The organism is Staphylococcus sp. IVB6240 (assembly GCF_025558425.1).
GTDB lineage: Bacteria > Bacillota > Bacilli > Staphylococcales > Staphylococcaceae > Staphylococcus.
This window is the reverse complement of record NZ_CP094718.1, coordinates 57,800-77,310: the sequence shown is the minus strand read 5'-3', so window position 1 is coordinate 77,310 and position 19,511 is coordinate 57,800. Positions and strand designations below refer to the sequence as shown.

General features: G+C 33.0%; 16 protein-coding genes and 3 pseudogenes. 9 read left to right on the top strand and 10 right to left on the bottom strand.

The annotated features are described in order from the left end of the window. The first annotated feature begins 122 nt into the window (after positions 1 to 122). Positions 123 to 1,217: an IS30 family transposase gene (locus MUA88_RS00380; protein WP_481906604.1), complete on the top strand. Its 1,095-nt coding sequence runs from the start codon at positions 123 to 125 to the stop codon at positions 1,215 to 1,217. A 301-nt stretch (positions 1,218 to 1,518) separates the two neighbouring features. Here the strand turns inward: MUA88_RS00380 and MUA88_RS10920 are convergent. Both MUA88_RS10920 and MUA88_RS00365 read right to left on the bottom strand, forming a co-directional pair. Continuing rightward, positions 1,519 to 2,661: pseudogene (locus MUA88_RS10920) on the bottom strand (IS3 family transposase). Positions 2,662 to 2,849: 188 nt separating this feature from the next. Further along, on the bottom strand, positions 2,850 to 4,913 hold the full coding sequence (locus tag MUA88_RS00365; RefSeq protein WP_262605592.1) for a heavy metal translocating P-type ATPase: 2,064 nt from the start codon (positions 4,911 to 4,913) through the stop codon (positions 2,850 to 2,852). A 651-nt stretch (positions 4,914 to 5,564) separates the two neighbouring features. On the opposite strand from MUA88_RS00365, the gene arsR reads away from it, so the two are divergent. The 4 genes from arsR to MUA88_RS00345 are packed head-to-tail and all read left to right on the top strand — an operon-like array spanning position 5,565 to position 7,910. Then, positions 5,565 to 5,879: an As(III)-sensing metalloregulatory transcriptional repressor ArsR gene (gene arsR, locus MUA88_RS00360; protein ID WP_262559971.1), complete on the top strand. Its 315-nt coding sequence runs from the start codon at positions 5,565 to 5,567 to the stop codon at positions 5,877 to 5,879. After that, a complete protein-coding gene (arsB, locus tag MUA88_RS00355) occupies positions 5,876 to 7,168 on the top strand; it encodes an arsenite efflux transporter membrane subunit ArsB (RefSeq protein WP_262605591.1) in 1,293 nt (430 codons plus the stop codon). The genes arsR and arsB overlap by 4 nt, the downstream gene beginning before the upstream one ends. A 17-nt stretch (positions 7,169 to 7,185) precedes the next feature. After that, the gene (gene arsC / locus MUA88_RS00350; protein ID WP_262604239.1) at positions 7,186 to 7,587 is read left to right on the top strand and encodes an arsenate reductase (thioredoxin); all 402 of its coding nucleotides are present in this window, start codon (positions 7,186 to 7,188) and stop codon (positions 7,585 to 7,587) included. Between the two features lie 23 nt (positions 7,588 to 7,610). Continuing rightward, positions 7,611 to 7,910: a chromate transporter gene (locus MUA88_RS00345; RefSeq protein WP_346657954.1), complete on the top strand. Its 300-nt coding sequence runs from the start codon at positions 7,611 to 7,613 to the stop codon at positions 7,908 to 7,910. A 171-nt stretch (positions 7,911 to 8,081) separates the two neighbouring features. On the opposite strand, the gene MUA88_RS00340 is transcribed toward MUA88_RS00345, so the two are convergent. Continuing rightward, entirely contained in the window at positions 8,082 to 8,624 is a 543-nt protein-coding gene (locus MUA88_RS00340) for a recombinase family protein (RefSeq protein WP_262559970.1), read from the bottom strand. A gap of 113 nt (positions 8,625 to 8,737) precedes the next feature. Between MUA88_RS00340 and MUA88_RS00335 the strand changes: the two genes are divergently transcribed. The 3 genes and pseudogenes from MUA88_RS00335 to MUA88_RS00325 all read left to right on the top strand — a co-directional run. Beyond that, complete coding sequence (locus MUA88_RS00335; protein WP_252559394.1) at positions 8,738 to 10,189, top strand: SulP family inorganic anion transporter; 1,452 nt, start codon at positions 8,738 to 8,740, stop codon at positions 10,187 to 10,189. Positions 10,190 to 10,201: 12 nt separating this feature from the next. Further along, complete coding sequence (locus MUA88_RS00330; protein ID WP_252559391.1) at positions 10,202 to 10,615, top strand: universal stress protein; 414 nt, start codon at positions 10,202 to 10,204, stop codon at positions 10,613 to 10,615. Between the two features lie 10 nt (positions 10,616 to 10,625). Beyond that, positions 10,626 to 10,818: pseudogene (locus MUA88_RS00325) on the top strand (IS5/IS1182 family transposase); the annotation flags it as partial. Between the two features lie 372 nt (positions 10,819 to 11,190). On the opposite strand, the pseudogene cstB reads toward MUA88_RS00325, so the two are convergent. Continuing rightward, positions 11,191 to 12,525 (bottom strand): annotated as a pseudogene (gene cstB / locus MUA88_RS00315) (persulfide dioxygenase-sulfurtransferase CstB). 110 nt (positions 12,526 to 12,635) lie between these two features. Between cstB and MUA88_RS00310 the strand changes: the two are divergent. Beyond that, positions 12,636 to 13,730 carry an IS30 family transposase gene (locus MUA88_RS00310; protein WP_262559967.1) on the top strand — a complete coding sequence of 365 codons (1,095 nt, stop codon included), beginning with the start codon at positions 12,636 to 12,638 and terminating at the stop codon, positions 13,728 to 13,730. A gap of 368 nt (positions 13,731 to 14,098) precedes the next feature. On the opposite strand, the gene MUA88_RS00305 is transcribed toward MUA88_RS00310, so the two are convergent. From MUA88_RS00305 to MUA88_RS00280, 6 genes are read right to left on the bottom strand one after another with little or no spacing between them, the layout of a single operon-like run. Then, on the bottom strand, positions 14,099 to 14,734 hold the full coding sequence (locus tag MUA88_RS00305; RefSeq protein WP_262559965.1) for an ATP-binding cassette domain-containing protein: 636 nt from the start codon (positions 14,732 to 14,734) through the stop codon (positions 14,099 to 14,101). Then, positions 14,727 to 15,494 carry an ATP-binding cassette domain-containing protein gene (locus tag MUA88_RS00300; protein WP_262559964.1) on the bottom strand — a complete coding sequence of 256 codons (768 nt, stop codon included), beginning with the start codon at positions 15,492 to 15,494 and terminating at the stop codon, positions 14,727 to 14,729. Before MUA88_RS00300 ends, MUA88_RS00305 begins: the two co-directional genes overlap by 8 nt. Continuing rightward, complete coding sequence (locus MUA88_RS00295) at positions 15,461 to 16,228, bottom strand: ABC transporter permease (protein WP_262559963.1); 768 nt, start codon at positions 16,226 to 16,228, stop codon at positions 15,461 to 15,463. The genes MUA88_RS00300 and MUA88_RS00295 overlap by 34 nt, the downstream gene beginning before the upstream one ends. After that, a complete protein-coding gene (locus MUA88_RS00290; protein ID WP_250396298.1) occupies positions 16,228 to 17,184 on the bottom strand; it encodes an ABC transporter permease in 957 nt (318 codons plus the stop codon). The genes MUA88_RS00295 and MUA88_RS00290 overlap by 1 nt, the downstream gene beginning before the upstream one ends. A gap of 2 nt (positions 17,185 to 17,186) precedes the next feature. Then, positions 17,187 to 18,740: an ABC transporter substrate-binding protein gene (locus MUA88_RS00285; RefSeq protein ID WP_262605590.1), complete on the bottom strand. Its 1,554-nt coding sequence runs from the start codon at positions 18,738 to 18,740 to the stop codon at positions 17,187 to 17,189. After that, complete coding sequence (locus MUA88_RS00280; protein ID WP_262559960.1) at positions 18,737 to 19,429, bottom strand: class I SAM-dependent methyltransferase; 693 nt, start codon at positions 19,427 to 19,429, stop codon at positions 18,737 to 18,739. Before MUA88_RS00280 ends, MUA88_RS00285 begins: the two co-directional genes overlap by 4 nt. Between the last annotated feature and the right edge of the window lie 82 nt (positions 19,430 to 19,511).

The following is a 19,511-nucleotide window of genomic DNA, read 5'->3' as shown; positions in this document are numbered from 1 at the left end:
CAAAAATAAAAAAATGAGGTGGATTTTATAATCAACTTAGCCACCTTTAGACAAAAAACGCCACGTGAATTTCATGTTATTATTGAGGCTACCAGACCAAATCAATAAAGAAATGAATTCACATGACGCCTACCTATTCTAACATGACAAACCATAAAGGCACACACTTAAGTTATGAAGAACGTGTTCAAATAGAAACACTTAGAAATTTAGTTTTTTCAAATCGTGCAATAGCGCGTGAATTAGGACGTGCACCTCAAACAATCAATAACGAAATTCATCAAGGAACAACACGTCAAATTAAACGACAAAAACAACAACATAAAGTCTATGAATATGAGACGCAAATTTATTTTTCTTCACTAGGTCAACAACGTTATCGACAAAACAGACAACAATGTGGTGCTCAGCCCTTATGGAAGAAGAGCCCATTATTTATTCCATGGGCAGATCACCTCATGAAAAAGAAACGCTGGTCACCTGAAGCAGTCGTGGCATATGCTCACAAGGAACAATGTTTTGAAAGAGAAGAAATCCCTTCAACAACGACAGTATATGCTTGGATAGATCAACAAATCATGGAAACTAAGAATATTGATCTACTAGAAAAATTAAAAAGACGTCACTCTACTCAGAATAGATACCATAATCAACCACACAGTCGAGTGCTCGGTCCAAGTATTGAGACACGTCCTAGTGAAATTGAATCACGTCAGTCTTTTGGTCACTGGGAAATAGATACCATAATAGAAACTAAAGACAAGTCAAAGCCAGTTATCTTAACACTTGTTGAGAGACAAACGCGTTTTGAAATACTAGAAATAATAGAGAGTAAAAGTGCTGATGCGGTGTCTCACGCATTGAAAAACTTATTTGACTCCTTAGGCGAAAAAGCACCAAAAATCTTCAAATCTATCACATCTGACAATGGTTCAGAATTTGCATCGCTGTATGAAGAATTTGGCCATATGATAGAAATATATTTCACACATCCATTCTCATCATATGAACGTGGGACAAGTGAAAACCAACATAAAATGATTCGTCGTTTTATTCCAAAAGCACATAATTTATCCAATGTTCAAAAACGCTTCATAAAAGCCATACAACAATATATGAATGACTATCCTAGAAAGACTTTAAATTACAACACAGCTCATCATCAAATGGCAGAATGTTTAAAGCACCTCAATCTGTATGAATCTTTCCAAAGCTAAAGTCTTAGCTTTGGTTACCTGTTGAGGATTAATTGATTAAAACCAATCAATCCTCAACAGGTTCGAATACGGTTAACCCTTGTGTACACCTCAGTCATTATAGGTGGCTAACTTAAACTTGAAATCCTTGAAATAAAAAATGACTTAAACTTCAAACAACTATATAAAGTCCATCAATATAATAAAGAAAATATGGATCTATGTCAAGAATACGGGCACAGTAAAAAGATACCGCGCTTCGCTTGCCTCGCGATTCATATTCTTTTAAAGAACCAAAAGAATATGAATCGCGAGGGTGTTTTTATGCATATTTTTTCTCAAATTCAATTGGACTCATATAATTTAGTGTCGAATGAATTCTTTTTGAGTTGTAAAAAGTAAGAATGTATTCCATAACACTGAACATGGCTTCATTCCTTGTTTTGTAGTCACAATGGTGAATTAATTCTTTTTTTGATAATACTGTGAAATGATTCTATACACGTATTGTCATAACAGTTTCCTTTTCGACTCATGCTTGTTTGAATTCCTTTTTCTTTAAGTAATGTCTGATATTCTATAGAAGCATATTGACTTCCACGGTCTGAATGATGAATCAGTCCTTTTCTTGGTTCTTGTATTGTACATGCTTTTCTAAAGGCTGATAACACAAGATCTTTAGTCATTCTTGAAGACATTGACCATCCAATAATTCTTCGTGAAAATAAATCCATGACTGTTGCTAAGTATAGCCAATCTTCTCTCGTGTATATGTACGTTATATCTGCGACCCAAACACTTCCTAATCCGGATACTTTAAATGATTGGTTTAATATATTGGGATATACAGGAAGTTGATGTTTGGAATTTGTTGTAGCCTTATATTTCTTTTTTGTTATTGATTTAATACCTAATTCATTCATTATCCTACTGACTGTTCTTTGTGTGACCGTACATCCTTTGCTTCTTAGTACTTGTGTAATTTTAGGACTACCATAACGTTTTTGACTTTGAATATAAATTTGATAAATATGTTTTTTCAATACATCATGTCTAATTGTACATTTACTTGGTTTACGATTCTTCCAACCATAATAGCCACTTTTTGAAACACCTAACACTTCACACATCTTTATAACACGAAATTCATGTCGGTGTTCTTCAATAAACCTGTATATTACTTCTGGTCTTTGGCAAAGATGTGCATAGCCTTTTTTAATATCTTATTTTCTTCTTCTAGCCCTTTTAATCTTTTTTGTAGATCAACTTCAGACTGTTTCTTAGGGGTACGTTTACCACTACCAACAAATCCTTTTTCACCTTCTTTACGATAAACACTTAGCCATTTGGTTAATGTTTGAATAGGGATGTCTAAATCTCTTGAAACTTCTGTTGCTTTTCTACCAGATTCTACTAACTGAATTGCTTCCATTTTAAAGCTATGATCATATTTTCTTTTAGACATAACGAACACTCCTGTAAATTGATTACTTTCATTATAGCTTAATTTATTATCAATTTACTGTGTCCGTTATTCAGTCTAGCATCATAGTGTCTTTATCTTTTTCATCATTATTGGAGCAAGCTGATAATATTAGTAATGATCCTAATATCATAAAAATAATTTTTTAATCATAATAAAACTCCTATCTTTTATTTTAATTTTAATGTAAAGGCATTAATTGCAACAATAACCGTACTTAGTGACATTAAAATAGCACCTATTGCAGGTGATAAAATCAAGCCGATAAATGCTAAAATACCAGCTGCTAAAGGTACAGCAACAATATTATAACCTGCACCCCACCATAAGTTTTGCACCATTTTTCTCATAGTATTATTTGAAAGGGTCAAGAAATGAATAATATCTGATGGATTACTTTTAACAAGTATGATATCACCTGAATCCACTGCAACATCTGTGCCTGCACCAATTGCTATACCAATATCGGCTCTTATAAGACTCGGCGCATCGTTGATACCGTCTCCGACCATCATGACTTTATTACCGTTACTTTGATAATCTTTTATAATGCTTTCCTTATCTTCTGGCATGAGTTGTGCGTGGACATCACTAATACCTAATTCTTTTGCGACAGCGTGTGCCACTTCATTATTGTCACCTGTAAGCATGACTGGTGTAATATTTCTTGATAGTAAATCAGCTACCATTTGTTTTGAGCTTTCTTTAATTTGATCTCCTTGAGCAATCATGCCAATGACTTGTTGTTCCTCAATTAAATAGCTGATTGAATTACCTTGTTGAGCTAATTTAGTAAACAAGTCATCGTCATAATTAAGTTTATGTTTATCAAGATAAGAGACATTTGTTATTTTATATGTTTTATTACCAATTAGACCTTCTAATCCGACACCTGGAATATTATTAACGTCTTGTGGATTAGTAAATGAAACATTTTTACTTTCCGCAAAATCAACAATACTTATAGCTAATGGGTGATTAGATTGACTTTCTAATGAGGCGAAAAGGCTTAATATTGTATCATTACTCAAATCATTTTTAAAGCTCTCATAATGATTCACAGAAAAGTTACCCTCAGTTAAAGTACCAGTTTTATCCATCATTACATAATCGATATGTTGAGCTATTTCTACAGACTCTCTATTTTTAATAATTAAACCATTATGTGCACCAATTGAAGTAGAACGTGCAGTGACTAAAGGTATTGCCAAGCCTAAAGCATGTGGACAAGCAATGACTAACACAGTTACAAGACGTTCTAATGCAAAATCAACATCATTTTGAATGAGCATCCAGACAATAAAAGAAATCACGCCAACACTTACAGCAAAGTAGAATAAATAACCCGCTACTTTATCAGATAACAATTCAGCACTAGATTTATCATTTTGTGCTTGATTAACAAGTCCCATAACTTGAGAAAGATATCCATCTTCTCCAACAGCTGTAACCTTGACTTGTATTGTTCCAGATCCATTAATAGAACCCCCAATAACGTTGTCATTTTGATTTTTTTGTACTTTTTTTGATTCTCCGGTGACTAGGGATTCATCTATGGATGTTTGTCCTTGAACAATAATACCATCTGTTGGAATGCTTTCTCCGGCTTTTACTTCGACGACATCATCAGTCATGATCTCTGATATTTTAACTTCTTCGCGTTGACCATTGTCCATAACTTTAATAGCACTATTAGGTAATAGTTCTGCCATTTTCTTTAAGGCATCTCCAGCATTTCCGACAGCATTCATTTCTATCCAATGTCCTAATAACATAATTAAAATTAAGGTAGCTAATTCCCAAAAAAAGTCCATTGTATGACCAGTTGCACTATTAAAGTTATTCATATAAAAAGCATACAAGCTATAAATATAAGCTACCGAAATGCCTAGGGCAACTAAGGTCATCATGCCTGGTTTTTTTGTAGCAATTTCATCTTTACCACCAGACAAGAACGGTTTACCACCATAAAAGAATAAAATTGTACTTAATATTAACACTACCCATTCAGAACCTGGAAATGTGAATTGAAAAGGTAAGTTAACACCCATCAGTGGCGATAAAAGAATGATAGGTATTGCAAAAATTAATGAAACAAAAAACTTAGCTTTAAAATTCCCATGATGATGTGCATGGCCACTATGATGATTATGAGATTCATGGTTATCATGATGCATTCGATTGGAATGATTCATGTGATTTTGATGCTTAAGCTCTTCACCATTATTCTTCAAATTAACTCCTCCTATTTATGAAAATATTATATTAGCTATACTTATACTATAACACATACCCCTTAGGGGTATAAAGGTTTTCGATTTATCTACTTTTATGAATTTATATAATTCCGAAACTTATGTCTACACGTCCTACATTAGACCTTGTCATCGATATTTAAAACAATGTTTTAATTAAAAGATCTAATCTTAACTATCGCATGACAATACACTCTGACCAAGGTTATCATTACCAAAACAAGTCATATATTAATATCCTTAAAGAAAATAACGCATTTCAGAGTATGTCTAGAAAAGCAAATTGTCTAGATAATTATTTAAAGAAGCCAGTAAATGAATTTATAATAAACTCATTTACTGGCCATTTTTCTAGTATTTATGCTCAGTCTCTTCAAACTATATTAATCCTTTTTTGATTCTCAAATTCTACGCCACAATAGCTGCATTTTATTAAAGATACTATATATTCAATCAATTTCAAAGTGAGTTACATACAACTTATTTTTTAGTTTTATTTGTGATACGCTTCTGCTTATCAGTTAATGATGCGGTTTTTTCTCATTTCCAAATTCTATAGATTCACAAGAACAAAACATAGACTATCATCTATATAGTTGATAGTCTATGTGGTATCTAGGAGGTATAGTTATGTCTTATCAAGAAGTAGCAACAATATTAAAAGTTTTATCAGATTCAAGCAGGTTAGAAATATTAGATTTACTTTCTTGTAGTGAGCTATGCGCTTGTGACTTATTAAAACACTTTCAATTCTCACAACCTACACTAAGTCATCATATGAAGTCATTAGTAGATAACGAATTAGTTACAACACGAAAAGACGGCAACAAACATTGGTATCAACTTAATCATGCTATTTTAGATGATATTATCCAAAACTTAAACATCATTAATACATCTAACCAAAGATGTGTATGTAAAAATGTTAAATCAGGTGATTGTTGATGACCATTTTAGCAATTGTGATTTTTCTTTTAACTTTAATCTTTGTGATATGGCAACCAAAAGGTTTAGATATTGGTATTACAGCTTTAATTGGAGCTGTTGTTGCTATCATTACAGGAGTCGTAAGTTTTTCCGATGTATTAGAAGTAACAGGTATTGTTTGGAATGCAACTTTAACTTTTGTAGCTGTTATTCTTATTTCATTAATATTAGATGAAATTGGGTTTTTTGAATGGTCTGCAATACATATGGTCAAGGCTTCAAACGGTAATGGCTTAAAAATGTTTGTTTTTATTATGTTACTTGGGGCAATTGTAGCAGCCTTTTTCGCAAATGATGGTGCAGCTTTAATCTTAACACCCATTGTATTAGCGATGGTTAGGAATCTAGGATTCAATAAAAAAGTGATTTTTCCCTTTATTATTGCCAGTGGTTTTATTGCTGATACAACATCATTGCCCTTAATTGTAAGTAATTTAGTAAATATCGTTTCTGAAGATTACTTCGATATTGGATTTATTGAATATTTTAGTCGAATGATTATTCCTAATATATTCTCTCTGATTGCTAGTATTCTCGTTTTATGGTTATATTTTAGAAAATCTATACCAAAAACATTTGATACTGAAAATCTTACAACGCCTAGAGATGCAATTAAAGATCCCAAATTATTCAAGATTTCATGGATTGTATTAGCCATATTGCTCGTTGGCTATCTTGTTAGTGAATTTATTCATATTCCTGTATCAATTATTGCTGGTATCATTGCTTTTATCTTTGTGCTCTTAGCTCGTAAATCTAAAGCAGTTCATACTAAGCAAGTGATTAAAGGCGCACCTTGGAACATTGTGCTATTTTCTATAGGTATGTATTTAGTAGTGTTTGGATTAAAAAACGTTGGTATCACCACAATTTTAGCAGATGTATTATCCAACGTTTCAAGTTATGGATTATTTAGCAGTGTCATGGGTATGGGTTTTATATCAGCCTTTTTATCATCAATTATGAACAATATGCCTACTGTCTTAATAGATGCAATTGCTATCGGAAAATCGAATGTAGTTGGAACAATTAAAGAAGGTATGGTTTATGCAAATGTCATAGGTTCGGATTTAGGTCCGAAAATTACACCAATTGGTTCTTTAGCAACTTTATTGTGGTTACATGTTTTAACACAAAAAGGTGTAAAGATTTCTTGGGGAACGTACTTTAAAACGGGAATCATTATTACTATTCCAGTACTATTTATAACTCTCTTAGGTTTATACTTTACACTAGTTATATTTTAAGAAAAGAGGCTTTAATTATGGATAAAAACACAATTTATTTTATATGTACTGGCAACTCTTGTCGTAGCCAAATCGCCGAGGGTTGGGGAAAGAAAATATTAGGTGAAGATTGGAATGTCTATTCTGCTGGTATTGAGACACATGGTGTTAATCCTAAAGCTATAGAAATTATGAAAGAAGTAGATATTGATATATCAAACCATACATCAGACTTGATTGATAATGATATTTTAAAACAATCAGATTTGGTCGTAACGTTATGTAGTGATGCAGACGATAATTGTCCTATTTTACCACCAAATGTAAAAAAAGAGCATTGGGGTTTTGATGATCCAGCAGGTAAAGAATGGTCAGAATTCCAACGTGTTAGAGATGAAATAGGTAATACAATTAAAGATTTTAGTAAAAACATCAAGTAAATACTTGATGTTTTTGAAAATTAATATCACTCGATAACTTCATAACGGGTTATACTGCAGCTCAAACTGTACCCGAACCGTTATTTACGTTTGCTTCATACATTGATAAGTCTATAGAAGGAATTGGAGGAGCAATTTTGGCTACTATTGCTATTTTATTTCCAGTATTTCTTTTGTTGTTTGGAATTTTGCCATTCTGGGATAATATTAAATCTAATATTTATGCTGAAGGATTTTTAAAAGGGATAAGTGCAGACGTAGTCGGTATTATTATTGCTGCTTTTATAACTCGATTTGGACTTCAAAGATTACATCAGAATTAGATTTTAATTTAGCCAGCTCATTGTTCATATTATTAATTTATTTTAAATTTTCTCTTGGGCTATTGTTTTGATAGGTATTATTTTAGGTATTCTATTTTATTACTATAAACAATAATTAAAATACTTATACTCTATATACACTCCTCTTATTTAATAATTAAGGGGAGTATATTATTTATCTAAATGTCTGTATAATGTGGCTCTACTTATATTTGTTGTTGCTTTTATCTCATTTAATGTATATTTCTTACTCATATACATTTCTATAGCATCTCTTAAACTTTTATCATCACGCTTAGGTCTACCAAGACTTTTACCTTCTCTTGTATAATTCTCTAACCCCATACGTGTTCTAAATTTTACAATATCACTTTGAAAATCAGTAATATTATGTAATGTTTTTATAAAATTTTCATTACTATCTGTAATAAGATTTTTATTTAAATTAATTACATATAATGAAACTCCTTTGGCAGAAAGTAAATCTAGTATATCTACTAAGTGTTTTGTAGAATCTGCAATAATACATAAGTCTGTAATATACAATATATCGCCAAAAACTAATTTTGAATTTAATAATGTATTTAGTTCGTTTCTTTTTTTATTATTAGCATGCATCTCTTCTAGAATATTTTTTGTATATATTCCTATTTTCTTTGTTTGTTCAGTAACACTATCATTTATTGTCACAGGTCTAATATAGCCATATTTCATTTTAATACACCACCTTACATAAAAAAGTATAACATATAGTTTCATTAAGGGGTATACATATGAAACTTATCTGTTATACTTTATAATATAATTAATATAAAGGAGAGAAAACGATGGTTGAAAAATTAAAATCTGAATGGCTTAATCAGCCCAGAAAGAATATACTTGCTGGTATCGTTGTAGCACTAGCATTAATACCAGAAGCAATTGCGTTTTCAATTATTGCTGGTGTAGATCCGATGGTGGGATTGTATGCAGCATTTATCATCGCTACTGTTACTGCTATAGTGGGAGGTAGACCTGCAATGATTTCTGGCGCCACCGGTGCTGTTGCGCTTTTAGTTACACCTTTAGTTAAAGAACATGGTGTTGAATATCTTTTTGCTGCTACGATATTGATGGGATTAATACAATTAATTTTAGGCATACTTAAAGTAGGTCGTTTAATGAAATTTATTCCCCGTTCCGTTATGATTGGATTTGTTAATGCATTGGGTATTATGATTTTTATGTCTCAAATAGAGCATATTTTTAATATATCTATAGCAACCTATATATACGTTATTATAACTTTACTTATTGTATATATAATTCCTAGATTCTTTAAAGCTATCCCTGCACCATTAATAGCTATAATTGTTTTAACGGCACTGTATATGTACACAGGATCTGATGTAAAAACCGTAAGTGACTTAGGCAATATTAAGCAAACTTTACCTCACCTATTAATGCCTAACGTTCCTTTTAATTTAGTGACACTTCAAATTATTTTCCCATATTCATTATCAATGGCTATTGTAGGTTTAGTAGAAAGTCTACTTACAGCTAAAATTGTCGATGATGCAACAGATACACACAGTAGTAAAAACAAAGAATCAAGAGGCCAAGGGATTGCCAATATTATTACTGGGTTTTTTGGCGGTATGGGAGGTTGTGCCATGATTGGACAATCTGTAATCAATGTTAAATCAGGTGCAAATAGTAGATTGTCTACATTTACAGCAGGTATCGTACTTATATTTATGATTATTGTTCTCGGTGGCGTAGTCGTTCAAATCCCGATGCCAATTCTTGCAGGGATAATGGTTATGGTTTCTATCGGGACTGTTGACTGGAATTCATTTAAGTATATAAAAAAGGCACCTAAAACAGATGCATTCGTTATGGTTTTAACGGTTATTATTGTATTAATGACACATAACTTAGCTATCGGTGTAGTTGTGGGTGTTATTTTCAGTGCTATATTCTTTGCGACTAAAATTTCTAAGATTGAAGTTATTTATAAAGAATCAGATAAGCAACATCGTTTTTCTTTTAAAGGTCAAATATTCTTTGTATCAATTGATTCTATGATGGAGCAAATTGACCTTAATATTGAAGATAGTGTCATAGTGTTAAATTTTGATCGTGCTCACCTATGGGATGATTCAGCAGTTGATGCCATTGATACGATTGTTAGGAAATTTGAAGAGAAAAACAATATTGTGTATGTTGAAAAATTAAACACAGATAGCCGAAAAATCGTTTCAGAACTAAGCCAATTAAATGAAAATCATTTAAATTAAGGAGTGTTTTTTATGTATAATTCAATTTTGCTTGCAGCAGATGGTTCAGAAAATAGTACACGTGCAGCTCAAGAGTTACTAAACTTTATAGGTGATTATACAATTGTCACAATACTTACGGTTGTAGATATTGATGAATCAAAAACAGATGTTTTACATGGTCAACAAGGAACTAATTTAACTCAAGAAAGAGAAAGTAAATTACAATCTATTAAAAATTTATTTGCAGAACACAATGTGAATTACGAAATTAAAATTGTTCATGGTACTCCAACAGATAAAGTGGTTGAAATTTCAAATAGTGGTGAATATCAAGCTATCATTTTAGGTACACGTGGCTTAAACAGTTTTCAAGAAATGGTTCTTGGTAGTGTAAGTCATAAAGTTGCTAAACGCTCTCAAATACCTGTAATTATTGTTAAATAATTTAATATTTAGATACATAAATAAAGTCAAAAGAGAACTGGACTTTGTATTAATGGCACTTAATATAAGAAAAGTAATAGCTCAACAAGCTAACTATAATCAAAACAATTATGAAAAATGCAATTTCTATATTATTTTAATAGAAATTGCATTTTTCGCTTGTCCGAGAACTTTATGTCCCGTTCTTTTTTATAACTTTATAAACTGAAACTTATAACCAATATTAATTTATTTAGTTTTCTTTGTGCCATTTAAGACAAAAATTTTATGCCATATAACTCCAAAACTGACAGTATTATCTACTAAATTAATGCTATTGCTTCCAAGTTGAAAGCTTGAAACAGCCTTTTTAATTCATTGAACACCTTTAGGCATAATACTTTTCATATCTTTGCGTGAACTTTTTAAACTTGATACCTTAATACCAACTAAAGTCCATAACGGTTGATAATAATGATGTTCAGCCGCATCTATAATAGCTATTTTCCATTTAAGCTTTGATTTTTTAAAATAGTTCGATACCACTATTATACTAGCTGTACAACCACCCACAATAACAATTTGATAATACTTACTTATTTTAATGATTCTGGAAAACCTTGATAGCCTTCGCTAATATTCACGACATTTTCAAAGCCTTTGTTTTCTAATATACCCACTGCGATTGAACTTCTAACACCTGACTGACAATGTACGTATATTTTAGCCTCTTTATTAAATGGAATATTTTCATTTAATAATTTACCATGCGGAATATTGACTGCTTGATCTAAGTGCCCATTATTCCACTCTTCTTCATTACGTACGTCAAGTATAGATTCTTCTTTACCAGTCATATCAACGCTATGGATGGATTGTGTTAAAATTTCTGATTTTGGTAAACGATAACCTGCTACATTATCAAAGCCAATTAATTGTAAAGTATGCGCTGCTTGTTCAACGGTAGATTTATCACCAATCAAATCTATATTTTTTTCATAGTCTAAATACCAACCGATTTGGTTAATAAAGTTTTTATTGTAAGGAATATTGATTGTACCTTCAGTATGACCGCCATGAAAGGCTTCTTTACTACGAAGATCAAAGGCTATTCTTACATTATCTAAACTAGGAAAAATGTTGTATGGTTGATACATGTTCATACCAAACTGATTAATTTTTTTCATCTGTGCAAAGTGATGGGGTGGCGCTGGTTGATTTGATGTTAATGTTTCAACAAATTTAGATTCATCTGTCACATTAAATGCCCAGTTATTTGTTTTTTCTTAACCTAGCGTAGACATTGGTATGGCACCTAATGCTTTACCACATAGGCTTCCAGCACCGTGTCCAGGCCATATTTGAATATAATCTGGTAAATCTTTAACACCTTCTATAGATTGATACATCTGTTTTGCGCCAATCTCTGTAGTACCTTCCATTTGTACTGATTTTTCTAGTAAATCAGGTCTATCGATATCACCAACAAAAATAAAGTCACCACTAAATAAACCCATTGGAACACTTGAGCCGCCACCTTCATCAGTGAGTAAGAAACTAATACTCTCCGGGGTATGTCCTGGTGTATGCAATACTTCTAATTTAATATTACCTACTCGAATAATATCTTGATTTTTAACAAAATGTGTTTGTTTGGGCATATTTTTATAACTTAATTGCTCATCGCCTGCGCCAGACACATATATATTGGCGTTTAAACGTTTTGCCACATCTCGAATTCCAGAAGCAAAATCAGCGTGGATATGTATTTCTGCAGCTTGTGTAATTTTAAAACCTTCGCTATCTGCAACTTCGATATATTTTGTTAAATCACGAACAGGGTCAATTATTATTGCCTATCCTGTACGTTGACAGCCAACTAAATAAGATGCTTGAGATAAATGATTATCATAAAATTGTTTAAAAAACATAAAAGGTGGATTTTATAATCAACTTAGCCACCTTTAGACAAAAAAACGCCACGTGAATTTCATGTTATTATTGAGGCTACCAGACCAAATCAATAAAGGAATGAATTCACATGACGCATACTTATTCTAACATGACAAACCATAAAGGAACACACTTATGTTATGAAGAACGTGTTCAAATAGAAACACTTAAAAATTTAGGTTTTTCAAATCGTGCAATAGCGCGTGAATTAGGACGTGCACCTCAAACAATCAATAACGAAATTCATCGAGGAACAACACGTCAAATTAAACGACAAAAACAACAACATAAAGTCTATGAATATGAGACGCAAATTTATTTTTCTTCACTAGGTCAACAACGTTATCGACAAAACAGACAACAATGTGGTGCTCAGCCCTTATGGAAGAAGAGCCCATTATTTATTCCATGGGCAGATCACCTCATGAAAAAGAAACGCTGGTCACCTGAAGCAGTCGTGGCATATGCTCACAAGGAACAATGTTTTGAAAGAGAAGAAATCCCTTCAACAACGACAGTATATGCTTGGATAGATCAACAAATCATGGAAACTAAGAATATTGATCTACTAGAAAAATTAAAAAGACGTCACTCTACTCAGAATAGCTACCATAATCAACCACACAGTCGAGTGCTCGGTCCAAGTATTGAGACACGTCCTAGTGAAATTGAATCACGTCAGTCTTTTGGTCACTGGGAAATAGATACCATAATAGAAACTAAAGACAAGTCAAAGCCAGTTATCTTAACACTTGTTGAGAGACAAACGCGTTTTGAAATACTAGAAATAATAGAGAGTAAAAGTGCTGATGCGGTGTCTCACGCATTGAAAAACTTATTTGACTCCTTAGCCGAAAAAGCACCAAAAATCTTCAAATCTATCACATCTGACAATGGTTCAGAATTTGCATCGCTGTATGAAGAATTTGGCCATATGATAGAAATATACTTCACACATCCATTCTCATCATATGAACGTGGGACAAGTGAAAACCAACATAAAATGATTCGTCGTTTTATTCCAAAAGCACATGATTTATCCAATGTTCAAAAACACTTCATAAAAGCCATACAACAATATATGAATGACTATCCTAGAAAGACTTTAAATTACAACACAGCTCATCATAATATGGCAGAAAGTTTAAAGCACCTCAATCTGTATGAATCTTTCCAAAGCTAAAATCTTAGCTTTGGTTACCTGTTGAGTATTAATTGATTAAAACCAATCAATCCTCAACAGGTTCGAATACGGTTAACCCTTGTGTACACCTCAGTCATTATAGGTGGCTAACTTAAACTTGAAATCCTCGACTTATATTTTTATATAAATTATATATAATTATAAATAATTTATATAAAAAGAATTTACATTGACATTGTTGTCCGTTTATCATATGTATAATTATATTAAATATAATAATTTGGAATCTTTTAGTGTTGTCATCATTTTTAAATACTCTAATGGAAAATCATATTGATTTAGACATTGCAGTCCAAATTTTATTTTTTACGTATCATTAAGTATACACCATATTAGGATTTGTGATCTTAATTATTCAATTTATTTAGCTGTAACTGAATTCCTTCAAATTGGCTTAAGACGTATGTATCATGTGAAATAATGATTAATTGTGTCATCTTTAAGGAAATCAACATTTGAAGTATATCTTCTTCATTAATGATATCTAAATTGGTTGTTGCTTCATCCAATATGAGGATTTCTGGTTCTAATATTAAAGCTTTAGCTATCCATACCCGTTGAAATTGACCACCACTTAACGTTGAAACTTTTTGATTAAGTATATTGTATGGTAAGTTACACTGATCAAGTACTGTTTCAATGCTTGATGTATAACGCTGTTTATCAATCTTGTAATTCTTAAGTGGTTCTAATAGTGTAGCTAATACCGTTTTACGTTGATTTAAGGTATCGCGTTGATATTGTGGTACATATTGGATGTGCTTCATCCACTCTTTAGATGTATAAGATTCACGTAAGTTCCCATTAAGATATAATTTGCCCTGATAATCCGTATCTAAGCCAGCGATAATCTTGGCTAACGTAGATTTACCACAACCACTCTCACCACTTATGAGTAAGTGTTGGTCATTAATTGTACATGATATCTCTTTAAATATTAGTTTCGTATCTATATATTTGGTTAGACTCTCTATTTTAAGCATAAGGTTGTCTCCGATGTGCAATCGTAATTAATTTTTTCGTGTAACTATATGTCGGCTTAGTTAAGATTGACGCTGCCTCACCACTTTCTATCAATTGACCTTGCTGCATAATGCTAATATGCGTGGCAAATTCTTTCACTAAGTTAATATCGTGTGTGATAAAAACGATGGTCATTTGGTAGCGTTCTTGTGCCTTAAGAAGGTAATGCATAAACTTTTTAACATTTCCTTGATCAAGTGCACTCGTCGGTTCATCTAAAAATAAGTAGTCCGGACGTCTAATTAATGACATTATAAAGGCGACACGTTGTGCCATACCTCCACTAAGTTCAAAGGGATAACGCTCAAGTAAATGTTCTCCTTGCCTTAAACCAAGTAATTGCATCATCTGTAAGACGTCCTCCTTAATACACTGTTTAGTCAGATGTGTCCGATTGGCTTCATAAATGTATTGGAAATGCTTAGCTAATGTTATATTTTGAAACATATTACTTTGAACATCTTGAAACACTGCATCTGTTTTAGTTAAATCGATGTCAATATCTCCTTGATAACATAATTGTGGTCGTTTCATTCCAAGTATCGTTCTTGTTAACAATGATTTCCCACTGCCACTTTCACCTATAATGCAATGAAATGCACCTTTAGTTACTGTCAAATCAACATCTTTTAACAATACTTTTTTTTGATCTAAAATCGATAATTGATTGACGTTGACTACCGTATTTACTGCGTTATTTTTTTGTTGATGATTTGACATAATAAGGCGAAACCTCCTAACAATACACCAGGAAAGAAGAAGAGCCACGGTGCGCCGTTGAAATAACTTTTCCCATCAAAAAGAATTGTTCCTAACTCAGGCGTCGGCGGTTTAATACCTAGTCCTAGAAAGGCAAGACCAGATATGCTGAGCATCATTTTGCCAAAGTCAGCCGTTACCAAAGCGGATATATTACTCAATAAATGTGGAATCACATGTGTTACTGTCGTTTTGAATGTTGAGTTCCCACTCAATCGTGCATATTGAACAAATGGACGTTTTTGAATATCTCGCGTTAAATTTCTGAAGTAACGTAAATAACGTCCTATCCATCCAATCGTTAAAGCAAGTATCAAACCTATCATGGAGTTACTTACTAAACTTAAAATGACTAATGCGATAATAAATGACGGAATAGCCAACAACATATCGGCAACAAACATAATGATTTGATCTAACCATCGTCTTTCTATGCCTGCAATTAAGCCAAAGATAAGTCCCATACAAACACTTAATAGAATCACTATACCTGTTAAACTCAATGTGACAAGACTACCGACAATCAGTCTTACTAAGAAGTCTCTGCCTAATTGATCGGTACCCAACCAATGTTGTCCATTAGGTGACTCAAGTGGGTTCAAATGTTGCGTGTCTTGCATTAAACCATACGTCACTAATACAACTATCAAACTTAATAGTGAACCTATTGCGATGTACGTTTGATATTTTTTCATCACATCGCACCTCTTTTCTCATTGCCTGACTGCTGGGTATGACGTCGTCGAAGTCTAGGTTCATTCTTCAAGATAATCACATCGCCTAAATAATTCATTAGCATAATAAAGACGATGATAAAGATGACAATGCCCTGAATTAGTGGATAATCTCGTTGGTTAATAGCATTAATCAACAATTTACCTATTCCAGACATGCTGAAGATGACTTCAAGTATTACGGCTTTTCCAATTAAATGAATGACACTGTTAATTGAAATGGTCATTAGTGGTGCAAATATCTCTTTAATTTGTACGATGATACGCGCTTTTAACGAGAAATGTCTTAACTGCGCAAGTTGATACGCATCTTGATCTAACGTTTGCGCCATCAAATGTGCTGTCATCAATAAGATATGACACCCTTCTATAACAACAATTGTGAAGATTGGCAGCACAAAGTGTTGCCATGAACCACTACCTACAAATGGTAACAATTGCCAACGTACTCCTAAATAATAAATGAATAAAATAGCTAACCAGTATTCCGGCATTGAGGTCATCACTTGGGCGAATCCACGAATTCCATTAGCGTAACGTGTATGCGGACGCGTCCCAACGAAGTAACCAACAATATAGCCAAATGGCAACATGATACAACTAGAGACAATGATTAGCACAAGCGTTGGCATGATAGCTTCCATTATCATAGCGGTAACCGCTTCGTTGGTACTAAAGCTGTATCCTAAGTTGCCCGTAAGTGCATGTCCAACCCAATCGATATATCTTAGTAACACATGTTGTCCTAAGCCAAGTTTATGTTGTGCCGCTTCAATATTGTCTTGCGTAATCGACGTATAACCATGACGTTGTAGATACAGAATCGCTGGATTACCAGATGTCTTCTCAACTAAAATGAAGATAATAAACGAACTTACGGTTAAATAAAGTATGAATTTAATTGTACGTTTGAGCATTGTTATTCATTAACTTTCAACGCTTTATAATCAATTGGTGCATCCGTAAGTCCAGAGAATTTGAATTGTTTTACTTTATCACTCACTACAAATGTCTCATTAGGATAAGCAATTGGCACACCATAATATTGTTGATTAAAGTGTTTAAATATGTCATCAAACGAACGCTGTTGGTCTTCTTTTGATACAGTTGATGGGAAATCGTCTAGCTGTTTCGTTAATGTTTCATCATCAGCTAACACCCCTGGTTGACCATCATTATTTTTAAACACTGAACTCATAAAGTTGTAAGGCATTAATGCATCTGAATACGTTCTATAGAAAATCAAATCATAGTCTTTTTTCGTCCATAATGTATCATAGTATGATTGTGAATCTAACGTCTTCACATTTAACTTAATACCGGCTTGTTTAAGCTGGCGTTGCACTTTTTCTGCTTTATCTTTCCAACTTGGGAACTCTGCAGTTTGAATGACTAAGTTAAATGATAAAGGTTTGCCATTCTTTTCAAAGATGCCGTCATCGTTTTTATGATAGCCTTCTGATTTAAGTAAACTTTCAGCCGCTTTCATATCATAATCGTGTGGCTGTTGATTATCTTTAGTCACAAATTGTACGTTCTTCTGGAACAGACCATTTATAGATTTACCCGCAATATCTTTCGCATCGATGCTCTTACTTATCGCTTCACGAATTGCGCGATGATTTAATACATCATTTTTAGGGTTAAATGCCATAAAGTGACTTACTGTGCTAGGTCTATCTTCAATCGTTAAGTTCTTATTTTTCTTATCTTGTTTGATTTGTTCATCTGAGAGCATTCCTAAAGCACCACCAGAAATATCTACAGAACCACTTTGTACTGCAGAATTTCTTGAGTCCCCATCTTCAATCGTTTGGAATGCAAGATGATAATTGACTGGGTGACCGTTGTCGAAATATTTATTTGGCTTCATTGTCGTTTTTTCTTTCCCAGTTTTATCAACAACAAATGCACCTGTTCCAATCGCTTTTTCAAATTTACCGTTTACTTTACCATCTTCTACTGAATGTGGACTCATAATACGCAACGGTCTCACTTGTGTTAATTCATTTAACACTTGATTTGATGGAGATTTCAATCTAATTTGGACCACGTGATCATTTTTAACAACGACCTTATCTAATTTTTTTAACGTTTCTACAGTCGTATCTTTATTCATCGCTTTCGCACGATCAATCGAAAATTTCACGGCCTTAGCATCTAATGCTGAACCATCTGAGAATTTAACGTTCTTTTTCAAATGGAATTCATAAACTTTTCCTGATTCATCAACGCGCCATTTATCTGCTAAACCTGCTTTAAAGCCCTTATCTTTGTCGTATTTAACTAATGCATCATACACTGCACTATAAACGGGCATCGCTGCATCATAGCCTTGCGCGTCAAGTTTATCCGCCTTTGCTTCAGTAGGTAGCGATACCGTAACATCTTTATCTTCTTTTTGACCATTGCCACAACCTGCTAATAAGAGCGTAACACTTGCTGCTACCGTCATTAATATACGTTTCTTCATTTCTCAGTACCTTCTTTCACTCTTGCTTTGATTAAAAATGATTCTTCATATAATGTTTGTAAATAATCATTCGGTGATAAATAAAAATCGCTATAATGTGTTAAATCAATCACGTCAGGTACAGGCTCTTTCATTACTGCAACTTCAAATCCTGCATCCACAAAGCTATCAACGATATGTTTTAGAGAATGATTCTGAGACGGTGTGGCACCATATTGATTAATCGTGTCATCCATAAACTGACGACTCGAGTTATTAGTTAAATCCGCGAATGAAGCGTAATAAACGCCACCTGGTTTCAATACCTCTTTTAAATCTTTCGCATGTTGCGGAATATCCTCTATTAAGTACAAGACAGACGTACTTACAGCCGTATCAAATATGTGCTTCGTTTCTTGTGGTTTATCTGTTAAATAGTATGTAAGTGGACGTTGTCCTTTTAATGTCTCTGCTTTTTCCAAAGATAAACGTGCTAAATCGATGCCAACACCTTCTTTAAACGGTGTTGTATCGTATAATTGTCGTAAAAATCCGCCTTGATTACATCCCACATCTAAAATCGTTTTCCCTTCGATGTCAGATCTATCAAGCATTTCTATCGTTCTCTCCCAAGCTTCTTGATGGTCTCGTGCCATATCATCATCTGATTCTTGACCTTTTTGCCACCAAACGTCATAACTATCAGTCATTTCATTTTTCTCCTTACTTTAAATCGTAATTATTACGTTTTAAATAATACTATACTCTATCAATTTACACAATAAACTTTTT